The organism is Streptomyces sp. BRA346, assembly GCF_052851135.1.
Window position 1 is genome coordinate 67639 of the sequence record NZ_JAIWIH010000003.1, and the last position, 21987, is coordinate 89625.

Annotated in this window: 13 protein-coding genes; 10 read left to right on the plus strand and 3 right to left on the minus strand. The window is 73.6% G+C overall.

Features of this window, described 5'->3' with window-relative positions; translation table 11 throughout:
* Nucleotides 1-125: 125 nt before the first annotated feature.
* Nucleotides 126-2501, minus strand: coding sequence for an ATP-binding protein (locus tag LCH29_RS04315; RefSeq protein ID WP_446460341.1), 2376 nt, complete (start codon nucleotides 2499-2501; stop codon nucleotides 126-128).
* 328 nt (nucleotides 2502-2829) lie between these two features.
* Here LCH29_RS04315 and LCH29_RS04320 point away from each other — a divergent pair, with 328 nt between their 5' ends.
* From LCH29_RS04320 to LCH29_RS04340, 5 genes are all read left to right on the plus strand, one after another.
* A complete protein-coding gene (locus LCH29_RS04320; protein ID WP_446460342.1) occupies nucleotides 2830-3024 on the plus strand; it encodes a DUF5999 family protein in 195 nt (64 codons plus the stop codon).
* 273 nt (nucleotides 3025-3297) lie between these two features.
* The gene (locus LCH29_RS04325; RefSeq protein ID WP_446460343.1) at nucleotides 3298-6201 is read left to right on the plus strand and encodes a helix-turn-helix transcriptional regulator; all 2904 of its coding nucleotides are present in this window, start codon (nucleotides 3298-3300) and stop codon (nucleotides 6199-6201) included.
* 58 nt (nucleotides 6202-6259) lie between these two features.
* Nucleotides 6260-9016 (plus strand): AAA family ATPase, encoded by a 2757-nt coding sequence (locus tag LCH29_RS04330; protein ID WP_446460344.1) that lies wholly within the window; start codon nucleotides 6260-6262, stop codon nucleotides 9014-9016.
* A gap of 26 nt (nucleotides 9017-9042) precedes the next feature.
* A complete protein-coding gene (locus tag LCH29_RS04335; protein ID WP_446460345.1) occupies nucleotides 9043-11853 on the plus strand; it encodes a helix-turn-helix transcriptional regulator in 2811 nt (936 codons plus the stop codon).
* Between the two features lie 403 nt (nucleotides 11854-12256).
* Entirely contained in the window at nucleotides 12257-12865 is a 609-nt protein-coding gene (locus tag LCH29_RS04340; protein ID WP_446460567.1) for a LuxR C-terminal-related transcriptional regulator, read from the plus strand.
* Nucleotides 12866-12910: 45 nt separating this feature from the next.
* Here LCH29_RS04340 and LCH29_RS04345 read toward each other — a convergent pair whose 3' ends face one another.
* Nucleotides 12911-14530, minus strand: a complete 1620-nt coding sequence (locus tag LCH29_RS04345) for a PucR family transcriptional regulator (protein WP_446460346.1) — start codon at nucleotides 14528-14530, stop codon at nucleotides 12911-12913.
* A 213-nt stretch (nucleotides 14531-14743) separates the two neighbouring features.
* Between LCH29_RS04345 and LCH29_RS04350 the strand changes: the two genes are divergently transcribed.
* The 4 genes from LCH29_RS04350 to LCH29_RS04365 all read left to right on the plus strand — a co-directional run bounded on the left by LCH29_RS04350 (nucleotide 14744) and on the right by LCH29_RS04365 (nucleotide 19745).
* The gene (locus LCH29_RS04350; protein WP_446460347.1) at nucleotides 14744-16006 is read left to right on the plus strand and encodes an aspartate aminotransferase family protein; all 1263 of its coding nucleotides are present in this window, start codon (nucleotides 14744-14746) and stop codon (nucleotides 16004-16006) included.
* Nucleotides 16007-16101: 95 nt separating this feature from the next.
* On the plus strand, nucleotides 16102-17583 hold the full coding sequence (locus tag LCH29_RS04355; protein WP_446460348.1) for an NAD-dependent succinate-semialdehyde dehydrogenase: 1482 nt from the start codon (nucleotides 16102-16104) through the stop codon (nucleotides 17581-17583).
* A gap of 129 nt (nucleotides 17584-17712) precedes the next feature.
* Nucleotides 17713-18312 (plus strand): TIGR03086 family metal-binding protein, encoded by a 600-nt coding sequence (locus tag LCH29_RS04360; RefSeq protein WP_446460349.1) that lies wholly within the window; start codon nucleotides 17713-17715, stop codon nucleotides 18310-18312.
* 131 nt (nucleotides 18313-18443) lie between these two features.
* Complete coding sequence (locus tag LCH29_RS04365) at nucleotides 18444-19745, plus strand: CAP domain-containing protein (protein WP_446460350.1); 1302 nt, start codon at nucleotides 18444-18446, stop codon at nucleotides 19743-19745.
* Nucleotides 19746-19767: 22 nt separating this feature from the next.
* On the opposite strand, the gene LCH29_RS04370 is transcribed toward LCH29_RS04365, so the two are convergent.
* Entirely contained in the window at nucleotides 19768-20511 is a 744-nt protein-coding gene (locus tag LCH29_RS04370; RefSeq protein WP_446460351.1) for a peptidoglycan-binding domain-containing protein, read from the minus strand.
* Nucleotides 20512-20696: 185 nt separating this feature from the next.
* Here LCH29_RS04370 and LCH29_RS04375 point away from each other — a divergent pair, with 185 nt between their 5' ends.
* On the plus strand, nucleotides 20697-21938 hold the full coding sequence (locus LCH29_RS04375) for an FAD-dependent oxidoreductase (protein WP_446460352.1): 1242 nt from the start codon (nucleotides 20697-20699) through the stop codon (nucleotides 21936-21938).
* Nucleotides 21939-21987 lie beyond the last annotated feature (49 nt).

Genomic DNA, 21987 nt, shown 5'->3' on the forward strand with positions numbered 1-21987 from the left:
GGGACCTGAGGATTTTCGTGGGGTGTGCGCGAAACCGAGGGACAGGTGTGCCCTGATCGAATAAAATTCCGCCTCTCGCTCACGCCGTCGCCCGCTCTTCCGGAGCGGCGGTGGCGGTCGGAGCGTCAGGCGGGGGCGTCCGGCGGACGCTCGCCGTCGGTGAGGGCGGCCTGGTCCTGGTGCGCTACCCACACAGCTACCTGAGCACGCGAGCTGAAACCAAGATTGCTCAAAATGTGCTCAATATGGCCCTCGGCTGTCCGCTGTGCTATCACGAGCGCCGCGGCGATCTCCTTGTTGCTGAGCCCCTGCGCGACCAGCTGGGCGATCTCGGTCTCCCGGGGCGTCAGCGGCGACGGCCGCTCGGGTACGGCCGCCTCCGCGCTGGGCAGTTGGTCCTCCAGCGCGTAGACCAGCGCCTGGTCGTACGGGAGCCGGGCACCCTGTTTGACGGCCGCGTTGTACGCCTGTCTGCCCAGCGCCCGGGCCACGTCCGCCTCGCACTCGTCGTGGTAGTGGACCAGGTGACCGTAGCCGGACAGCGAGGCGCCGATCGACTGCCAGACGGTCCGTACGATGCCCAGCAGCCGGGCCGACCGCCGGTAGTCCCGGTCGGTGGCGGCGATCCAGGCCAGCACCTCCAGGTTGACCCCCACGCCCAGCGGATCGTCGAGCGAGCGGTTGAAGGTCAGGCTGTCCCTCTCCAGGGCGGTCGCGCGGGCGGTGTCGCCCTGGCGCCACACCTCGACGCCGAGCGCCATCATCGTGTACGCCCGGTGCCAGCCCTCCCCGTAGGCGTCGCACACCTCCAGGGACTCCTCGCCCAGCGCGACGGCGCGCGGCGAGTCGCCGATGAAGGAGTGGGCCAGGGAGAGCCGGATGAGGGCCAGCGCGAGCCCGACCGGATCGCCGGTGGCCCGGTGGCGGGCCACCGCCTCCTCGTAGAGCACGATCGCGGACCGGGCGTCGCCCCGGTACATGGCGACCATGCCGGAGTAGAGCGCCGCGTACGCCAGGACCGGGGCCAGGCCGAGCCGTTCGCCGAGGGCCCGGCTCTCCTCCAGCATGGCCGCGGCCGCCTTGGTGTCGGACTGGATGATGGCCAGCCAGCTGTTGGTCCACAGCGCGCGTGCCCGCACCTCGGTGGGCTCCGGGCAGGAGGCGAGCCCCTGGTCCAGCCAGCGCCGCCCCTCGCCGAGGTAGTAGCTGGTGATCCAGTGGTAGAGGAGGTCGGCCGCGATCCCCAGGCCGCAGGCGGTCTCCTCCGGCTCCGCGAAGCTGGACTCCAGGGCGCTGCGCAGATTGGCGTGCTCCAGCTGGAGCCGCGTGAACCACTGCACCTGGGCCGGGCCGAACAGCGCGGCGCGCGCGTCGGCCGCCAGCTGCCGGTAGTAGTCGCGGTGCCGCCGCAGCCGGTCGGGCTCCTCCCCGGAGGCGGCGAGCCGTTCCCGACCGTACTGGCGCAGCGTGTCCAGCATCCGGTAGCGCACCGTGGTGCCGTGTTCCTCCCGGAGCAGCACCGACTTGTCCACCAGCTCGGTCACCAGGTCCAGGACCTCCTCGCGGGCGATGCCGTCGCCCGAGCAGACCGCCTCGGCCGCCTCCAGGTCCAGGGTTCCGGAGAACACCGAGACCCGGGCCCACAGCAGCCGCTCCCGCTCGGTGCACAGGTCATGGCTCCAGTCGATCAGCGCCCGCAGCGTCTGGTGGCGGGGGAGCACCGACCGGGAGCCGGTGGTCAGCAGCCGGAAGCGGTCGTCGAGGCGGTCCAGCAGCTGCTGGACGGACAGGGCGCGCAGCCGTACGGCGGCCAGCTCGATCCCGAGGGGTATGCCGTCCAGCCGTCGGCACACCCGCTCCACGGCGTCCCGGTTGGTGTCGGTGACGGCGAAGCCCGGCAGGATCGCCCCGGCCCGCTCGACGAACAGCCGCACCCCGTCGCACTGCGCCAGCGCCGAGGTCGACAGCCGTGGCCCGGTGGCATCGGGCAGGGCCAGTGCCGGAACGGCGAGGGTCTGCTCACCGGCGGTGCCCAGCGCCTGCCGGCTGGTGGCCAGGATGCGCAGCCGGGGAGCCGCCCGCAGCAGCCGGTCGGCGAGCAGCGCACAGCCCTGGATCAGGTGCTCGCAGTTGTCGAGGACGAGCAGCGCCTGCTTCTCGCGGAGATGGTCCACGAGGACTTCCAGCGGCGGCCGGGCGGACTGGTCCCGGACCTCCAGGGCCTCGGCCACGCTCTGGGCGAGCAGATCCGGGGTCTCCAGGGCAGCCAGTTCGACCAGCCAGACCCCGTCGGCGAACGCCCTGCGCACGTCCTCGGCGACCCGCAGCGCCAGCCGGGTCTTGCCGACCCCGCCCACCCCGGTGAGGGTGACCAGCCGGGAGGTGGACAGCATCCGCCGGGCCTCGGCCGCCTCGTGCCGACGCCCCACGAAAGTCGTCACCTCGGCCGGCAGCCTGCCTGTCTGCCGCCCGGTCGGGGTGCTCGTCGCCACCGCACCCATTGTTTGCCTCGCACCGGCCTCGGGCGGGCGGGAGTCCCCCGCTCGGCCCGAACGGTTACTGTCCAGGCTATGCCCGAGGGGCGGCCCCCGCAGCCCGCGCGACGCGCCTCGTAGCTGCCTCGCGGCTCCGTCGTCGCTCCCTCGCGGCGTCACCGACGGCGAGCGGCGGTCGCCCGGGGTGACCGGCCGGGGCCGGGGCGGGGGCCGTCAGGGGCGGATCAGGTAGCCATCCGGGGAGATCTCCCCTCGTCGCGGTCCGGACCGCCGTCCCATCCTGGTGTCTGTGTAAGTGCTCCGCCGAACTCCGGCGGAAGATCGAAGGTTCGCCATGTGCCTCCATCAGCCCCCGTGTCCCCCCGCCGACGCCCCCGACCACGATTCGGCGCGTCTGGTGGCCTTCCACCCCGAACAGGGGTGGAGCCTGCTCTGCAACGGAGTGGTGATCTTCGCGGACACGGGTGAACTGCTCCCTGACGGGCGCGTCATCCCGGCGCCCCGTGCCTGCCCCGACCAGGCGGGATGAAGTACGACGAAGGGAGAAGCGATAGAGAACTCCACGCCTCGTACCCACATAGTGATACGGAACGGCCCGGGGCCGGAACGGTGAACGCCCTCACCACACCTTCCGCCCCCGGGCCACTGCGCGTCTCTGCGCGTCCGTGGAGGGCTCTGCGCATCTCTGTGGGTCTTTGCGATCGGCGTTGATCGCCTGGATGCTGTTCGTGTAACCTGATGATCGCGCCGAGTCATTCACTTGTGCGAATTTTGACACCATCGGGGGTGCGAGGGGGCCACTGTGCTGGACCGGGCCAACGATTCCGGTTTACCCAGCCTGCTGGTCGGCCGCACCAGTGAGCTGACCGTACTGACCAGCCACGCGGAGGCTGCCTGTGCCGGGCGGTCCGGTCTGGTGGTGCTCTCCGGGCCTGCCGGAATCGGCAAGACCAGCCTGCTGCGCGCCTTCCTCGACGGCGACACCTGCCGGAAGATGACGGTTCTGCACGGCACCTGCGGTCAGGTCGTGGCCGGTTCCGGTTACGGCGGCGTACGCGCCCTCTTCGGCCCGCTCGGGCTGACCGCCGACGACGCAGACGACTCCCCGCTGCTCCAGGGCAGCGCCCGCCGCGCCCTGCCCGCGCTCGCCCCCCGGCCCGGCGACGAGGAGCCGCCCTCGCCCGCGACCGCCTACCCCGTGCTCCACGGGCTCTACTGGCTCGCGGTGAACCTCATGACGCAGGGCCCGCTCGTCCTCGTCCTCGACGACGCGCACTGGTGCGACGAACGCTCGCTGCGCTGGATCGACTTCCTGCTGCGGCGCGCGGACCACCTGCCGCTGCTCGTGGTGCTCGCCCAGCGCACCGAGGCGGAGCCCGTCGCGCCCGCCGCGCTGGCCGACATCGTCGCCCAGCCCCGCTCCTCGGCGATCCGGCTCGGCCCGCTGACCGACGCCGACGTGGCCGAGCTGGCCCGGCAGATCTTCCCGCTCCCCGTCGCGCCGTCCTTCGTCGAGCGCGTGGCCGCCGTCTGCGGCGGCAACCCCCTCACCGTCACCCGGCTGCTGCACGAGCTGCGGGCCAAGGGGGTGCGGCCGGACGACACCGGGGTCCGCGAGATCGCCGAGGTCGGCCAGTGCGTGGTCGCCCAGTCGGTGCACGCGCTGTTCGAGCGCCAGCCGGGCTGGGTCCGGGACGTGGCCACCGCGATCGCCGTGCTCGGGGAGGAGGACCCGGAGCATATAGGCGCCCTCGCCACGGTGCCCGCCGCCCGCGTCGAGGAGGCCCTGACGCTGCTGCGCGACGCCGAGGTGGTGGCGCCCGACCGCCCCGACCTCGCCCATGACGTGGTGCGCTCGGCCGTGCTCGACGCCGCCGGGGCCGACGCGCTGGCCGGTCTCCGGGGCCGGGCCGCCCAGCTGCTCAGCGACGTCGGCCGGCCCGCCGAAGAGGTCGCCAACCAGGTGCTGCTGGTGCCCGGCACCCCCCAGCCGTGGATGCGCTGGGTGCTGCGGGAGGCGGCCGCCCAGGCCACGAACCGTGGCGCGCCCGAGGCCGCCGCCCGCTATCTGCGCCGGGTCCTGGAGGCCGAGCCCGACAGCGTGGCCGCTCATGTCCAGCTGGCCGGGGCGCTCGCGGAGACCCACCCGGTGGAGGCGATCGGGCTCCTGAAGGAGGCCCTCGACCTCACCGCCGACCTGCGGGCCAAGGCGCAGATCGCCGTCCAACTCGCCATGACCTGCCTGACGGTGCAGCAGTCCCCGGCCGCCGTACGGACGCTCGGCGGCGTGCTGGACGCGCTGGAGGCCGAGTCGGGGCCCGACCCCGAACCCCGCGACCGCGAACTGGTCACCCTCGTCCGGTCCGCGCTGCTGATCAGCGGATGCGACGAGAAGGCGACGCTCACCACGGTCCGGGAGCGGTTCGCGCAGCTCGCCGAACCCGCCGGGGACACGCCCGCGCAGCGGCAGTTGCTGGCCATGATGACCGTGCTCAGCGCGATGGAGGGCACCTCCGCGGAGCGTACGGTGCGGCAGGCCCGCCGCGCCCTGCACCCGTCGGGGGTGGCGCTCGGCAACTGGTCGCTGCTGTTCTCCGCGTTCACCCTGAGCCTGGCCGACGAGGTCGAGGACGCGATGGAGGCGCTGGACCGCTCGCTGCGGTACGGCCAGGAGAACGCCGCGGTGTGGTCGTATGTCCTCACCCTCTCCACCCGGGCCCTGATGCTGCACGGCCTCGGGGCGATACCGGACGCGCTGGCCGACGCCCAGACCGCCGTCGAGATCACCAGCCACGAACGGTGGGGCGGTCATATGACGATGCCTCAGGTCGCGCTGGCGACCGTCCTGATCGACCGGGGTGAGCCCGAACGCGCCGAGGAGCTGCTGGGCCAGGTCACCCGGCCGAACCTGGACGGCTTCGTCATGGAGTACCACTGGTACCTGATGGCCCGCGCCCGGGCCCGCTGGGCGCTCGGCGACGGCCGGACCGCGCTGCGGCTGCTGCTCGACTGCGGCTCGTCCCTGGAGGAGACCGGATTCGCCAACCCGTGCTTCATCCCCTGGTGGGCCGAGGCGGCGTGGGTCTTCGCCGCCGAGAAACGCGCCGACGAGGCCCGGGACGTCGTCGACCACGGCACCGAACTCGCCCGCCGGTGGGGCACCCCGCGCGCCCTCGGACTCGGCGCGCTCGCCCGCGGCATGACCACGCGCGGAGAGACCGGCATCGGGCTGCTCACCGAGGCCGTCGCGCACCTGTCCGCCTCACCTGCCCGCGCCGAGCAGGCCCGGGCCGAATTCATGCTCGGCACCGCCCTGCTGGACGCCGGGGACTCCCGCGGCGCCCGCGAACACCTGCGTGCCTCCGCCGACCTGGCCCAGAGCTGCGGCGCGCTGGCGCTCGCCAAGGGCGCCCGGCGGCGGCTGGTCGCCGCGGGCGGCCGGATGCGCGAGATCACCGGCTCCCCGGTGGACCTGCTCACCGGCACCGAGCGCAAGGTCGCCACCCTCGCCGCGGCCGGGGCGGGCAACCGGGAGATCGCCCAGTCGCTCTTCGTCACCGTACGCACCGTCGAGACGCATCTCACGAGCGTCTACCGGAAACTGGGGCTGGCCCAGCGGGCCGAACTGGCCTCGGTGCTGCGCGCGCAGAGCGTTCCGCACCCCCAGGCTCCGGCATGGGTGTCCGCGGCACGCGGCCGTGGCTGAGTGCGGCGCCCCGGCGCTTCTCCGTACTCCCGATATGTGATCGGCATATAGTCACTCCATGCAGCTCAACGGCCTCCCGTTCCCCGGCCGCGAACGAGAGCAGGCGGTGCTGGCCTCGGTCGTCACCGACCTGGCGGCAGGTCGTCCGGCTGTCGTCACCGTCTCCGGCCGGCCCGGCTTCGGCCAGGGCCCGCTGCTGCGCTGGACGGCCGAACTCGCCGAGGAGCGCGGGCTGCGCGTCCTGCGCGCCCAGGCCACCCTGGGCGAGAGCAGACTGCGCTACGGCGTGGTGGAACAGCTCCTGACCACCATGGACGGGCTGACCGACAGCTCGCTGGGCGCGCTGGCCGTACCGGAACGGGACGACCGCCTGCCCGGCCTGGCCGAACTGCTGCGCGGCGCCCGCGACCGGCCGACCCTGGTGGTCGTCGACGAGGTGGAGTGGCTGGACCCGGACTCCCGGCGCTGGTTCGGGGCCCTGGTGCGGCGGCTGCCCGGGATGCCGGTGTCGCTGCTGGCCAGCAGCAGCGGCGTCAGCCACTGGGGCTGGTGCGGCGGTTTCCCCTTCCCCGGACCGGTGCCCTCCCGGCAGCTCGCGCTGTCCGCGTTCACCTTGCGGGACGTCACCACCCTGGTGACGACCGTGTGCGGCACACCCGGGCAGGAACCGTTCAACGCGGCCGCGTGCGAGATCAGCGCGGGCAACCCCATGGTGCTGCACGAGGCGCTGCGCCAGTTCACCGCCCGCGGCTTCGCACCGGTCGCCGAACAAGTCCCGGAGCTGCGCGCGCTCATCGAGGCCATCTGCGGCGAGTACGTCGCCCGCGCCCTCAGCGGACTGTCCGACACCGCCGTCGCCGTCGTGCGTGCCCTGGCCGTCTGCGGTGAACTCCTCGACCTGCCCCAGCTGTACGCCCTCGCCGGGCCCCGCGCGGCGAGCGAACCGGGCCTCGGCGCCGCGCTGGAGGCCAGCGGCCTCGCCACCGCCTCCGACACCGGGCTGCGGCTGTGCTGCCCGGAGGCCCGGAAGTGGATCCTGGAGGAGATGACCGCCGCCGAACGGGCCGAACTGCACGCCAGGGCCGCCGAACTCGCCCACCGGGCGGCCCTGCCCGACGAGGACATCGCCCGGCTGCTGCTCGACGCCCGCCCGCTCGGCGAACCCTGGGTGATCCATGTGCTGCGCCGCACCTGCGCCGCCGCGCTCCGTGCCGGCCACCCGGACCGCGCGATCGCCTGCCTCTCCCGCGCCCTGGAGGAGCCGCTGGACCCCGCCGAGCGCGCCCAGCTGGGCCTGGAGCTGGCCGCCATCGAGGTGCTGACCGCCCCCGAGGCGAGCGACCGGCGGCTGGCGGAGATCGTCCGCAGCGGCGGCGACGCGCCCGCCCGGGCCCGGGTGCGCGCCGCCGACCTGGGACTCACCCGCGGCGGCGTGGCGGGCCTGCGGTCCGCCGTGGCGGACGCGCTGGCCACCGCCCACGGCGCCGAACGGGAGGCCCTGGCCGGGCTGTTCCGGCTCACCGAACCCGGCAGCCCCGACGACGTCGACCTGCTGCTGCCCGAGATCCCCCCGCTGCCCGACCGCCCCACCGACCCGGCACAGGCCGCCGCCCGCGCCCGGCAACTCGCCCTGCACGGCGAGGGCCTGCCCACCGCCAGGGCACTGGCCCGGCTCGCGTTCACCGGCGAGCCCGGCAGTGATGTGCTGATCCTGCCCCGGATCACGGCCGGGCGGATCCTGCTCCTGACCGACGACCTGGACGAGGCCGAGACGCGGCTGGACGCCCTGCACGTCGACTTACGGCGGCGCAACGCCCGGGCCGCAGCCGCACTCGTACTGGCCGTCCGGGGCGAACTGAACCTGCGGCAGGGGCGGCTCGACGCGGCCGAACGGGACGTCGCCGCCGCCGGGCGCGCACTGCCCCACGCCCACTGGCATCCGAACCACGTGTCCTATCTGATGGGGCTGCGGATCACCGTCGCCCTGGACGGCGGCCGCCTCGACGACGCCAGGGAACTGGCCGACGCGCCCACCCCGCCCGGGGCACAGGACAGCGTGTCCTACGGCCATCTGCTGTTCGCCAGGGCGCTGGTGGCCTTCCGGGACGGCCGGCTGCCCGAGGCATTGGAGCTGTTCCGCGGCTGCGGCAGGCGGCTCCTGCGTCATGACCGGGCCAACCCCGCCCTGATGCCCTGGCGTTCGATGGCCGCCCAGGTGTGCCACGCGCTCGGCGACCACGAGGAGGCACAGCGGCTGAGCCAGGAGGAGATCGCGCTGGCCCGCCGGTGGGGCGCGGCCGGCACCCTCGGCGTGGCCCTGCTGGGCGCCGGGCGGGTGGCCCGCGAGGCCCGTGCCCACCGGCTCCGCGAGGCCGTGCACAGCCTGCGCCCCACCGCGGCCCGGCTCGCCTACGCCGGGGCGCTGATCGATCTGGCCACCGCCGAACTGGACGCGGGGGACCGGCAGGCCGCCGCGCCCCTGGTCGCCGAGCTGTTCACGTTCACCACTACCCACCGGCCCTCCAGCAGGCTTGCCGGGCGGGTGCGTCACCTCGCCGAACGGCTGGGCCAGTCCGCCGCGCCCGGGCCCGGCCCGCAGCCCGCCTGGGCGACGCTGACCGAACCCGAGCGGCGCACCGCCACCCTCGCCGGACTCGGCCACGGCAACCGGGAGATCGCCGAGATGCTGTCGGTGACCCGGCGCACGGTGGAGCTGCGGCTCAGCGGCGCGTACCGCAAGCTGCGGATCGGCGGGCGCGCGGAACTCCACGCACTGGTGCGGGCGACGGAGGGATACGGCACGGATGTCGCTTGAGCCCGCAACGGAGGGATACGGCACGGATGTTGCATGAGCGGGACACCGAGGCGGCACAGGTCAGGGACGCCCTGAAGGCCGCCGCCGCGGGCACCTCGTCGCTGCTGCTGCTCACCGGCCCGCTCGGCATCGGCCGGACCGCGCTGCTCCAGGGGCTGCCCCGGCTGGCCGGGGAGGACGTCCGCGTCCTGCGCGCCAACGCCGCCCCGATGGAGCAGGATTTCGCCTTCGGCGTGGTCCGTCAGCTCTTCGACAGCCTGCTGACCGGAGCTTCGCCCGCGCAGAGCGAACGATGGCTGCGGGACCACGGCGACTTCGCCCGCATGGTCCTCGCCGACGACGCCCTGCCGCTGGGCGAGTCCGGCTCCGTCAGCCTGTCCGAGACGGTGCTGAACGGACTCCGCTCCCTGCTGGCCGACGTCGGCGCCGACCACCCGCTGCTGATCCTGGTCGACGACCTCCAGTGGGTGGACGCCCCCTCGCTGCGCTGGCTCGCCTACCTGGTCAAGCGGCTGCACGGGCTGCGCGCCGTCCTCGTCTGCGCCCTGCGCGACGGCGATCCCGGGGCCCGGCGGCTGACGCTGCGCGAGATCACCGACTCCGCGCAGCGGGTGCTGCGCCCGGCGCCGCTGTCCCTCGCGGCCGCCAGGGCGATGGTCCTCGACCAGTTCGGCGAGCCGGGCGACGAGGACTTCGCCCGCGCCTGCCACGAGATCTCCGCGGGCAACCCCCTCTTCCTGAGGTCGGTCCTGGTGACCCTCGCCGCGGCCGGCCACAGCCCCACCGCCGGGCACGTGGAGACGGCCCGCCGGCAGCGCCCCGCCCAGCTGCGCGAGTGGCTGGCCGGTTGCATGCGCACCCAGCCGCAGCCGGTACGGGACCTGGCCGCCGCGATCGCCGTCCTCGGCGACCAGGGCGAACCCGACCTGATGGCCCGGCTGGCGGGCCTGGACCCGATCGGCTTCGCCGCCGCGCTGCGCGTCCTCGGCCAACTCGGCCTGCTGGCGGCCGAGAAGGAGCCGCGCTTCCTCCACCGCGTGGTGCAGGACGCCGTCGAGTCCTCGATGACCGTCGCCGAGCGCGACCGGCTGCACGACGCCGCCGCGGCCCTCCTCTACCGCAACGGCTCCTCCGCCGAGCTGGTCGCCGCCCAGCTGATGGCCGTCACCACCTCACAGCACCCCTGGGCGGTCGAGGTGCTGCGGGCCGCGGCCGACACCGCGCTGCGCCGGGGCGCGCCGGACATCGCCACCCGCTATCTGCGGCGCGCGCTGCTGGACGCCGCGCTGTCCGGTGAGACCCGCGGGCGGCTGCTGATCGACCTGGCCACGGCGGAGCGCGGATGGGACCCGGCCGCGTGCGAGCGCCACATCTCCCAGGCGATACCCCTGCTGACCACCCCGCGGCAGCGGGCCGCCGCCGCGCTGCGGATCTCCCCGACCGTCGTGGGAGTGGCGCCGCCGGCGATCCTCGACCTGTTCCACCAGGTCGCCGAGGACCTGGGCCCCGCGGCCGCCCTCGACGGCTCGGCGCGCGACGTGGCCCTGCGCCTGGAGGCGCGGCTGTGGTACGCCGGGTACGAGGACCCGGCGGAGCTGGCCGCCGCCGTGGAGCGGCTGTCCGCGCTGGGTGAGGAACCTCCGCTCGGCTCGACCGCCGAACGCGAGCTGGCCGTCGTGCTGCTCGACGCCGCGATGCTCACGACCCGGCGCCCGGCCGCCGAGGTCGCCCGGCTCGCGGGCCGCGTCCTGGAGCGGGAACCGGCCACCGCGGACCGGGTCCACTCACCGCTGCCACTGGTGGCCGTCGCGATGGTCGCCGCCGACTCGGTACGGGGCATCAACTCCTGGCCGGAGCCCGAGCGGCACCCCTCGCGACAGGACGTCACGGCCGTCGACGCGCTCGTCCACGCCGAGCAGGCGCTGATGCTGCTCGCGCGTGGCCGGGTGGCCCGGGCCCGGGAGCCCGCCGAGCGCGCGATGCGGCTGGCCGGGGCGCACTGGTCGGAGGCCGGGATCCTCGCCACCGTCGCCCTGACCAGCGTCGCCCTGGAGCTGGAGGACAGCGAACTGGTCGAAGGGCTGCTGGACGAGGCCGGGCGGCGCCGGTCCGCCAGCCTCGCGCTCACCGCCTCGCTCCAGCTCCTCAAGGCGTCCCAGGACGCCCGGTACGGCCGCTGGACCTGTGCGCTGGACACCCTGCTGGCCTGCGGCCGCCAGCTGGAGGCGGCGGGCTGGCGCAATCCCGTCCTCTTCCGGTGGCGGCCCTGGGCGGCCGCCCTCCAGCACCGCATCGGAGACTCCCGCGCGGCGCTGGCGCTCGCCGAGGAGGAACACGCCCGGGCCGAGGCATGGGGCGCCCCCGTCGCGCTGGGCCGCGCCCTGCGGCTGAAGGGGCGGCTGTACGACGGCGCCCGGGGCACCAATCTGCTGCGCGAATCGGCCGACGTGCTGCGCGCCTCGGCCAACGAACTCGAACTGGCCCGCTCGCTCACCCTGCTGGCCCGGCGGCTGGACAACGGACCGGAGTCGGCGGCCATGCTGCGGGAGGCCGGAGCCCTCGCCGCGGCCTGCGGCGCCCCCTGGCTGGTCGAGCAGGCCGAGCAGGGGCACGGTGCGCCCGCCCCGCGGCCCGAGGCCGCGCTGACCCGTACCGAACGCACCGTGGTCTCCCTGGCCGGTGGCGGCCTCACCAACCAGGAGATCGCCGGCCGACTCGGCGTCACCTCCCGCGCGGTCGAGAAGCACCTCACCCACGCCTACCGCAAGCTGGACATCTCCGGCCGCCGCCAGCTGATGGAGGTCCTGCCCCGACTGGATTCGGAAATCCTGCGTTAACGGCGCTAATTCAACGCGTGTCCAACCCGCGTCGGGCGGGGCTTGTCGACATGGCCCCGTACCGGCCGGGGGAGGGTGCGATCCGGGCAAGTTCCGCAGGTCGGCGAACTCACCGTACCCACCACCGAAACCCTCCGGTGCGGACCGAACCTCCGTGGTGCGGTACCACAGGATTGGGCGACGCCACCCTGCTGACGTTGACTCATGCGTGGGGATATCCCTAGTCTCCATTCCGTAAAAAGCTTTCGAATTGAATAACCGCGGTATTCATCCCCGGTCATTCGTCTTCGGTCATTGATGAACAGGAAGGGATGGCAGTCCCTTGGCAGTTTCCGCTCTAGCAGATTCGACTCGGCAAACCCCCCACGAGCTCGAATGTGACCAGATCGAGTACGCGGATCTTCTGCGCCAGTTCGACCAGCCGGGGGCGTGTGTCGTCTGTCTCGACCCGTCCCTGACGGTCCAGCAGGCGAACCAGGAGTTCTTCCGGCAGTTCGACGACGATTCCTCCATGAGCGTCTTCGGCCGCGCCTTCTGCGACCTGGCGCACCCCAGCGCCCAGCAGGCGCTGCACCAGCAGCTCTCCCGGCTGGCCGACGGCACCCGCGACCGGTTCGCCGCCCAGGTGGTCGTCGTCGGAGCCCAGGGCACCGCCTTCACCAGCGCGCTCACCGCCGTCGCCGTGCGCGAGGGCACCTCGCACGTCGCCTCGCTGCTGGTGGTGCTGCGGCCCGTGGCCGGTGGCCAGGAGCTGGACATGGTCACCAGCCGCAAGAAGATCCTCAGCGAAATCGAGGCACGCATTCTGGAGGGCATCGCGGCGGGACAATCCACCATTCCGCTGGCCTCCCGGCTCTACCTCAGCAGGCAGGGCGTCGAATACCACGTGACGCGTCTGCTCCGTAAGCTGCGGGTTCCCAACCGGGCGGCCCTGGTCTCCCGCGCCTATTCCGTGGGCGTGCTCAACGTGGGTTCCTGGCCGCCGAAGGTCGTCGACGACTTCGTGAAGTGAGCCACCGGCCCCTCGTGACGCGGCGGCACGCGGCCCGCCGCCGCGTCACGAGGGACCGGAGCCAGGGGCGAGCCGCAGCACGCTGAACGCGGTCAGCGCCACATGCAGTTGGGTGCGCTGTTCGCCCGACTCCAGATCGCAGCCGAGCACCCGCTCGATCGCGTGCAGCCGCTGGTAGAACGCCTGCCGCGACAGACTGGCGCGCTTGGCGGCCACGGTCTTGTTGCCCGCCGCGTCCAGATAGGCGTGCAGGGTCGTCACCAGATCGGTGCCATGCCGCTCATCGTGCTGCACCAGCCGACCGAGCTGCCGTTCCACGTACTCCTGCACCCGCATGTCGTCGCGCAGCGCGTACAACAACTGCCGTAGCCCGATATCGCTCAGCTCATGGAACGGTTTGTCCGGCGTGCCGGGGACGGCGGCGTCCGCGACCCGCGCCGCCTGCTGGAACGAGCGCGCGGTCTGCGACAGGTCCGACACCTCGCAGCCCACGCTGACGACCGCGTGCGGATGCGCCTCCCGTACGGAACGGCTCAGCCGCTCGACCAACGGCCGCCAGGGCGTGGCCGGATGGAACGCCAGCAGCACCCCCAGATGATCGCCGGGCACCGCGCCCATCAGCACCGCGGCACCGGCCGCAGCCATCTCCTCGGTCAGCCGGTCCTCCAGCTCCCCGGCCTCCTCGCCGCCCAGCCCCCGGGCCAGGGTCACGAGCGCGACGATCAGCCGCCGTCCCATGACCCGCATGCCCAGCGCCTCGGCCCGGGCCCGCGCCTCCCCGGCCGAGCGGCAGCGCTGCTCGACCAGATCCAGCAGCAGCGTGCGCTGGGCGCGCCGCTCCCACCGGGTGTGCTGGGTCAGCCGGGCGATGGTCAGCGCGGTGGCCGTGCGCTCCAGAACCATCGCGTGCTCGGGACCCACCGCCGGGGCGCCCGCCGCGTCCGGCAGCATCACCAGCCGCCCCCAGCGCTCGCCCCGGTACTCCACGGCCGTCACCAGCCAGTTCTCCGGGCCGCGCAGCTCGGTGCGGTCGGGCGACGGCGTACCGCGCGACCGCCGCTCCCAGCCGGTCAGCACCCCCTCGACGCCCTGCCCCGGCGACCCGCAGATCACCGCCCGGTGGACCAGGTTCTCCAGCACCACCGGATGGCCGCTCAGCTCGGCGGCCATCCCCACCACCTCGTCCGGCTCGGCGCCGCGCAGGGTCAGCGCGGTGAAGGCGTCATGGACGTCCTGCGCCCGGCGCAGGGTCTCGATCTGGCTGCCGATGATCATCGAGTGGACGATCTGGGTGACCTCCACGAAGTTCACGTTCCGGGACAGCAGCACGAGCGGGAAATCCCGGGCCCGGCAGGCGTCCACCAGCTCCGACGGCGGCTCGTGATACCGCCGGACCAGCTCGATGACCAGGCCCGCGGCACCGATGTCCACCAGCTCCTCCACATACCGGCGCACCAGCGCGGGGTCCTCCGGCAGCGGCATCCCGGTGGTGAGGACCAGCTCCCCGCCCTTGAGGAAGGACGCCGGGTCGAGCAGTTCGGTGATGTGGACCCAGCGGACCGGACGGGACAGCTGATCATGGCCGGACACCACCTCAGGTTGCCCGGCGGCCAGCACCGGCAGCCGCAGCGCGTCGCCGAGGGTGAGCGGAGCGGAGCCGTTCATGCAGGCCACTCTGACAAGCCGGCCGACCGGGCGCAACCATCGATCACGGGTCTCCTTGACAAAGTGTCCACCCGGTCCCGGTTGACACAACGTCCATCCCGATCAGCTGCCCACGACACAATGATCATTGTCTTTCCCCGGTCCGCTCCCGCACGCTCGTATAAGCCCGAAGTAGTCCGGTCCACCGCCGTTCCGTGGGTGTTGGGAGAGATCATGACCAATCTGTCGCCGCAGCTCCGCCAAGCCACTCCGGTGGTCGCCGTCCGCGGAGAGGGGGCCTACCTCCACGGCGAGGACGGACGGCGCTATCTGGACTTCACCGCGGGCATCGGCGTCACCAGCACCGGGCACTGCCACCCGAAGGTCGTCGCCGCCGCCCAGGAGCAGGTCGGCACCCTCATCCACGGTCAGTACACGACCGTCATGCACAAGCCGCTCCAGCGGCTGACCGCCAAGCTCGGCGAGGTGCTGCCCGAGGGCCTCGACAGTCTGTTCTTCAACAACTCCGGCTCCGAGGCGGTGGAGTCCGCGCTGCGCCTCGCCCGCCAGGCCACCGGTCGCCCGAACATCCTGGTCTGCCACGGCGGCTTCCACGGCCGCACCGTCGCCGCCGCGTCCATGACCACCTCCGGGACCCGCTTCCGCTCCGGCTTCTCGCCCCTGATGAGCGGCGCCGTGGTGACCCCGTTCCCCACCGCCTACCGGTACGGCTGGGACGAGGAGACCGCGACCCGGTTCGCTCTGAAGGAACTGGACTACGTCCTCCAGACCATCTCCTCGCCCGACGACACCGCGGCGATCATCGTCGAGCCGGTGCTGGGTGAGGGCGGCTACGTACCCGCCACCGAGGGCTTCCTCCAGGGGTTGCGCGAGCGGGCCGACCGCCATGGCTTCCTGCTCATCCTGGACGAGGTCCAGACCGGCGTCGGCCGCACCGGGCGGTTCTGGGGCCATGACCACTTCGGGGTCCGCCCCGACATCCTGATCACCGCCAAGGGCCTGGCCAGCGGCTTCCCGCTGTCCGGCATCGCCGCCTCCGAGGAACTGATGGCCAAGGCCTGGCCCGGTTCCCAGGGCGGCACCTACGGCGCCAACGCCGTCGCCTGCGCCGCGGCCGCGGCCACCCTCGACGTCGTACGCGAGGAGAACCTCGTCGCCAACGCCGACGCCATGGGAGCCCGGCTCCGCTCCGGCCTGGAGGACGTCGCCGCGAAGACCCCCGCCATCGGCGACGTACGCGGCCTCGGCCTCATGCTGGCCAGCGAGTTCGTCACCGAGGACGGCGAACCCGACCCGGCGACCGCGGGCCGCGTGCAGCGCGCCGCCGTGGACGAGGGACTGTTGCTGCTCCTGTGCGGCGCCTGGAACCATGTGGTCCGGATGATCCCCGCGCTGGTCGTCGACGAAGCGGCGATCGACGAGGGACTGCGCGCCTGGTCCGCCGCCGTGAGCGCCGGTACGTCCGGCACGGACTGAAGCGGCCGCGCGCCGCGCGCCGCCCATCACCCTCGGGAACCCCGGCCGCCGCCCGCTCCTTACGCGGGCGGCGGCCACAGAAGGAGAATGCCGCCATGTCTGCCCAGCCCACCCCTTCGTTCCCCGCAGCGGGCGACGTCCTCGCGACGGTGCCCAAGAAGCTGTACATCGCCGGATCGTGGTCCGACGCGGCCGGCGGCCTCACCATGCCGGTCGACGACCCGGCCACCGGCGAGGTGCTGTGCGAGGTCGCCGACGCCAGCCCCGCCGACGGACAGCGCGCGCTCGACGCCGCCCTGGACGCCCAGGAGAAGTGGGCCGCCACCGCGCCCCGCGCCCGCAGCGAGATCCTGCGCCGCGCCTACGAACTCATCATGGAGCGCGCCGACTCGCTCGCCGCCCTGATGACGGCCGAGATGGGCAAGCCGCTGGCCGAGGCGCGCGGCGAGGCCGCGTATGCCGCCGAGTTCTTCCGCTGGTTCTCCGAAGAGGCCGTCCGCATCGAGGGCGGATACGCGACCATGCCCGACGGCAAGAACCGCATGCTGCTCATGCGCCGCCCCGTCGGCCCTTGTCTCCTGGTCACCCCGTGGAACTTCCCGCTGGCCATGGGCACCCGCAAGATCGGCCCGGCGATCGCCGCGGGCTGCACCATGGTGCTCAAGCCCGCCCCGCAGACACCGCTGTCCTCGCTCGCCCTGGCGGGCATCCTGGAGGAGGCCGGGCTGCCCGCCGGGGTGCTCAACGTCGTCACCACCTCCCGGGCCGGTGAGGTCGTCGAACCGCTGCTGACCGGCGGCCACATCCGCAAGCTGTCCTTCACCGGCTCCACCCAGGTCGGCCGGGTCCTGCTCGGCCAGTGCGCGCCCGCCGTGGTCCGCACCTCCATGGAGCTCGGCGGCAACGCCCCCTTCATCGTCTTCGACGACGCCGACCTCGACGTCGCGGTCGAGGGCGCCATGACCGCCAAGATGCGCAACATGGGCGAGGCCTGCACCGCCGCCAACCGCTTCTTCGTCCACTCCTCCGTCGCCGCCGACTTCGCCGACCGCCTCGCCCGGCGCATGGGCGCCCTCGAGGTGGGCCCCGGCAGCCGCCCCGGCGTGGACGTCGGCCCGCTGATCGACCGGACGGGCCGCACCAAGGTCGAGGAACTGGTCGCCGACGCGGTCGCGCGCGGCGCCGAGGTCCTGGTCGGCGGCAGCACCCCCGAAGGCCCCGGCTGCTTCTACCCGCCGACCGTGCTCACCGGCGTCTCGCCCGCCAGCCGGCTGATGGAGACCGAGATCTTCGGCCCGGTCGCCGCCGTCCTCACCTTCGAGGACGAGGACGAAGTCGTCGCCACCGCCAACAGCACCGAATGGGGCCTGGTGGGCTACGTCTTCACCCGCGACCTCAACCGCTCGCTGCGGGTGAGCGAACGGCTGGAGGTCGGCATGGTCGGCCTCAACACCGGCCTGGTGTCCAACCCGGCCGCCCCGTTCGGCGGCGTCAAGCAGTCCGGCCTCGGCCGCGAGGGCGGGCGCGTCGGCATCGACGAGTTCCTCGAGTACAAGTACATCGCCACCCCGGCCTGACCTGTCCTCCATCGCCGGGCGGGCTGTACACCCAGCCCGCCCGGGCCCCCCGGGGGGTCGGTCCCCGGCATGAGCTCGGCGGCCGATTTCCGCCAGCACATCGCCTCCGGTACCCCGCATGCTGAGGCCATGTCTCACCCCTTCGTCGGCATCATCGACCGCTACCTTCTCTCCGGTTCCGAGTTCACCCGCAGGCTGCGCACGGTAGGGCCGGATCAGTGGACGGCGCCCACGCCCTGCGCGGAATGGGACGTGTGGCACCTCGTCAACCACATGACCCGGGGCAATCTCACCTACATGGCCCTACTGGACGGCGGCTCGGCCGCCGACTTCCTCCGGCTCCGGGACGAGGACGCCCTGGGCGACGATCCGGTGGGCGCGTACACCCGCTCGGTGCGGGACTGCGCCGCGGCGTTCCGGAGGCCCGGCGCCCTCCAGAAGATCCTGGACCACCCCCTCGGCCCGGTGACCGGTGAACAGGCCCTCGCCGTCCGGACCACGGATTCGCTCGTTCACGCCTGGGACCTGGCCCGGGCTCTCGATGCTCCCGAGGAACTCGATCCGGGCCTCGTCGCCTGGGCGGACGACCATCTCGCCGACATCTACGCGGGCTTGGCGGAGTCGCCGGTCGCCGCCGACACCACCCACCGCTTCTTCGCCGCCCCCGGGACCCCGCCCCCGGACGGGGAGACCCGGCAGGCCCGACTGCTGCGGCTGATGGGCCGCTGAGCGCGCTTCGGCCCCGCCCTCGCCCACGGAGGCGCTGTCGCAGAGCCCCCGCTCAGAACACCGGGACGGCCCGGGAACCGCCGCCGGGGGCGGGCCGTTGGCCTGGTGGGTACGGCACGAGGAGGGGACCCATGGCCGAGTTGGTGCCCGGCGGCAACCAACCGCTGCCGCACGGCACGCTGACCATCCGCGTCCCCGGCCCCTTCGACCTGTCCGCCCTGATCACCGGCGACGACGGAAAGGTCGCGGGCGACGCCGACTTCGTCTTCTTCAACCAGCCCACCGCTCCCGGCACCCGGGTCGACGGAGACACCGTCACCGTGCGGCCCGGGCAGCTGCGCCCCGGCGCCAGCCGGGTCACCGTCGTCGTCAGCCCCGCCGACCCCGGCACCCCGCTGGGGCGGCTGCCCGCGCCCGTCATGAGCGTCACCGGAAGCGGCGGCGGTGCTCCGCTGGCCCGCTTCGCCCCGCCGCGCCCCGGGCCGGAGACGGTGCTGCTGCTCGCCGAGATCTACCGCCGCGGCGCCCGGTGGAAGGTGCGGGCGATCGGCCAGGGGTACGCGGACGGGCTCGCCGGGGTGGCGCGCGACTTCGGCGTGGACGTCGCGGACGACGGCACCGCGGAGCACCCGCCCGCGCCCCAGCCCCCGACGCCCGGCGACGACGGATTCCTCGGGCTCGTCAACGCCGCCCGGTCCCGGCACGGCGTACCACCCGTGGCCCTCGACCCCCGGCTCACCCGGGCCGCCGAGGCCCATGCGGCGGCCATGGCGGCCCATGGCGCGCTCGGTGCGGAGAGCCCCGACGGGACGTCGCTCTTCCACCGGATCGCGGCCGGCGGCTATGCCCCGCTCACGGTCGCCGAGCACCTCGTCTCCGGGCCGCGCACCCCGGACGGGTTCGTGGACTACTGCCTGGCCGGTGAGGAGCGCGGCGGCCCGTTCCGGGACCCGGCGGTCACCCATGTGGGCATCGGCCGGGCCTCCGGCGCCGGGGACGTGTTCTGGACGGCGGTGTGGGCGCAGCCCTTCACCCCGGACGGGCTGCGCCGCCTCGCGTCCGAGGTGATCGCGCTCACCAACGCCGAGCGCGCCGCCGCCCGGCTGGCGCCGCTGGCCCCCGACCCGCGGCTGACGGCGGCGGCGCAGGCGCACAGCGACGACATGGTCGCCCGCGACTTCTACGACCACACCAGCCCCGAGGGCCGTCAGCCCTGGGACCGGGCCGCCACCGCCGGGGCCACCCACCGCGGTATCGGCGAGAACATCGCGTGCGGGCAGCGCGGCCCGGCGGAGGTGGTCCGCGGCTGGATGAACAGCCCCGGCCACCGTGCCAACATCCTCAAGCCCGACTTCACCCACATAGGCGTCGGCTACGCCACCGGCAGCCGTGCCGGTACGTACTGGACCCAGGTCTTCGGCGCGAGCCGATAGAGCCGGATCGTGCCGACAGCGGTCAGGTGATGGCGCCGGTACGGGACTCCAGATCGCGCCGCGTGGCGTCGCCGTACACCCCGTCCTCGTCGCCGCGGATCCCGTACCACAGCTGGAAGCGGGCCACGGCCTCTGTGAGCGTCTGGTCGTACCGGCCGTTGACCTGCCCGTCCCGATAGACGTCGGGAATCTTCAGCAGGCGCGTCTGGAGTTCGGAGACCTGCGGACCGCTGTCCCCCTGGCTCAGCACACCGGCCTGGCTCCCCGGCGGCGCCGGGACCGCCGTGGTGGGGGCGGCGGACGCGGTCGGCGAACGGCCGGCGTCCGACGCCGTGGGGCTGCCGCCCGGCGAGGCGACGTTGATGGCCGCGCGGCCGGGGAGGAGCAGGACGAGCGCGAGGGCAACGCCCAGCCCGACCCCCGCGACGATCAGCACGGCGGTCCGGGGATGGCGCCGTGCGGTCGCGGGCGGCGGGGCAGCGGGCTCGGGCGGCGGATCCACAGCCCCCCAGGAGTCGGACGCCGAGACGCGGCCGTCGATCTCCTGGGTCTCGTCCTCGGCGAACCGGTGCGCCTCCGGGGAGAGCGCCTCACCCGCTTCGCCCGTTTCCCCCGGGGGCCGGAACAGATGCAGATCCTCCATCCATTCCTCCACCGGCCCGTCCACGTCCTCGCCGGACTCCGGATCCGGCCCCGCACGGAAGATCGCGGTCGGCTCGATCACGTGACGCCCGCCCGTTCGGTCAGGATCGGTTTCGGCTGCCATACAGACCTCCTTGTGCCCCACGCCGTTCAGCGGGGGATACGGAGGAAAGTCCGGGAAGACTCAAGCCGATCGCCATCCGGCGATCGCGGAGCCGTGACGTTCACCCGACTGCCGCGCCCGGTGCCGGGCGTCGGGAGGGAAACGATACGGAGCGGCCCCGGAAGCACGCCGAAGGGAGCACATCGATGGAGCGGACCACATGTTGCGTGGTGGGCGGCGGTCCCGCCGGGATGGTCCTCGGGCTGCTGCTGGCCCGGGCAGGCGTGGACGTCACCGTCCTGGAGAAACACGGCGACTTCCTGCGCGACTTCCGCGGCGACACCGTGCATCCCAGCACCCTGGCGCTGCTGGAGGACCTGGGCCTGGCCGAGCGGTTCGCCGCGCTGCCGCAGCGTCATGTCCACTCCGTCCAGCTGCCGATCGGCGCGGACGGAGAGCTGTTCACCGTCGGCGATCTGAGCGCGCTGCCGGGCCCGTACAACTACGTCGCGATGGTGCCGCAGTGGGATCTGCTGAACCTGCTGGCGGACGAGGCCGGGAAGGAGCCGTCGTTCCGGCTGCGGATGAACACCGAGGCCACCTCCTTCATCGAGGAGCGCGGCCGGATCACCGGGGTCCGCTACCGCACCGCCGACGGCGACGCCGGTGAGCTGCGGGCCGCTCTCACGGTGGCCTGCGACGGCCGCGGCTCGCTGGCCCGGCAGCTGCCCGAGCTGGGACTGCGGGAGTTCACCTGCCCGATGGACGCCTGGTGGTTCCGGCTGCCGCGGCACGAGGGCGATCCGAGGGGGCTGGTGGGCAACGTCGGCGACCGCTTCCTCACCGCCATGATCGACCGCGGCGACTACTGGCAGTGCGCCGTGCTGATCCCCAAGGGCGCCGACGCCACCCGCCGCGCGGGCGGTCTGGACCGGTTTCTGGCCGCGTTCGCGGAGGCCACCCCGTGGATGGGCGACCGCGAGCCGGAGCTGCGCTCCTGGGACGAGGTGAAGCTGCTGGACGTACGGCTGGACCGGCTGCGGCGCTGGCACCGCCCCGGGCTGCTGTGCATCGGCGACGCGGCGCACGCCATGTCGCCCGTCTTCGGCATCGGCATCAACCTCGCCGTCGAGGACGCCGTCGCCGCCGCCCGGCATCTGGCCGGACCGCTGCGCGACGGTACGGTGGGCCTGCACGCGGTCCGCGCCGTCCAGCGCCGCCGCTGGCCCACCGCCGCGGGCACCCAGGCGCTCCAGCGCATCGCCCACGCCCGGGTCATCGCGCCGCTGCTCGAGGGGCGGTCACCGTTCGGCAATGGCAGGAAGCCGCTGCGGCTGGCGGAGGTGCTGACGAAGGCGCCGTGGCTCAAGCGGGCTCCGGCGTACTTCCTCGCGTACGGCGCGAAGCGCGAGCGGCCCCCGGTCGCGTCGCTGCTGCGCGGGGATTAGGGGGCGCGCACGACGGCGGGGCGGGGCATGCAGAAACGTATCTGCGTAC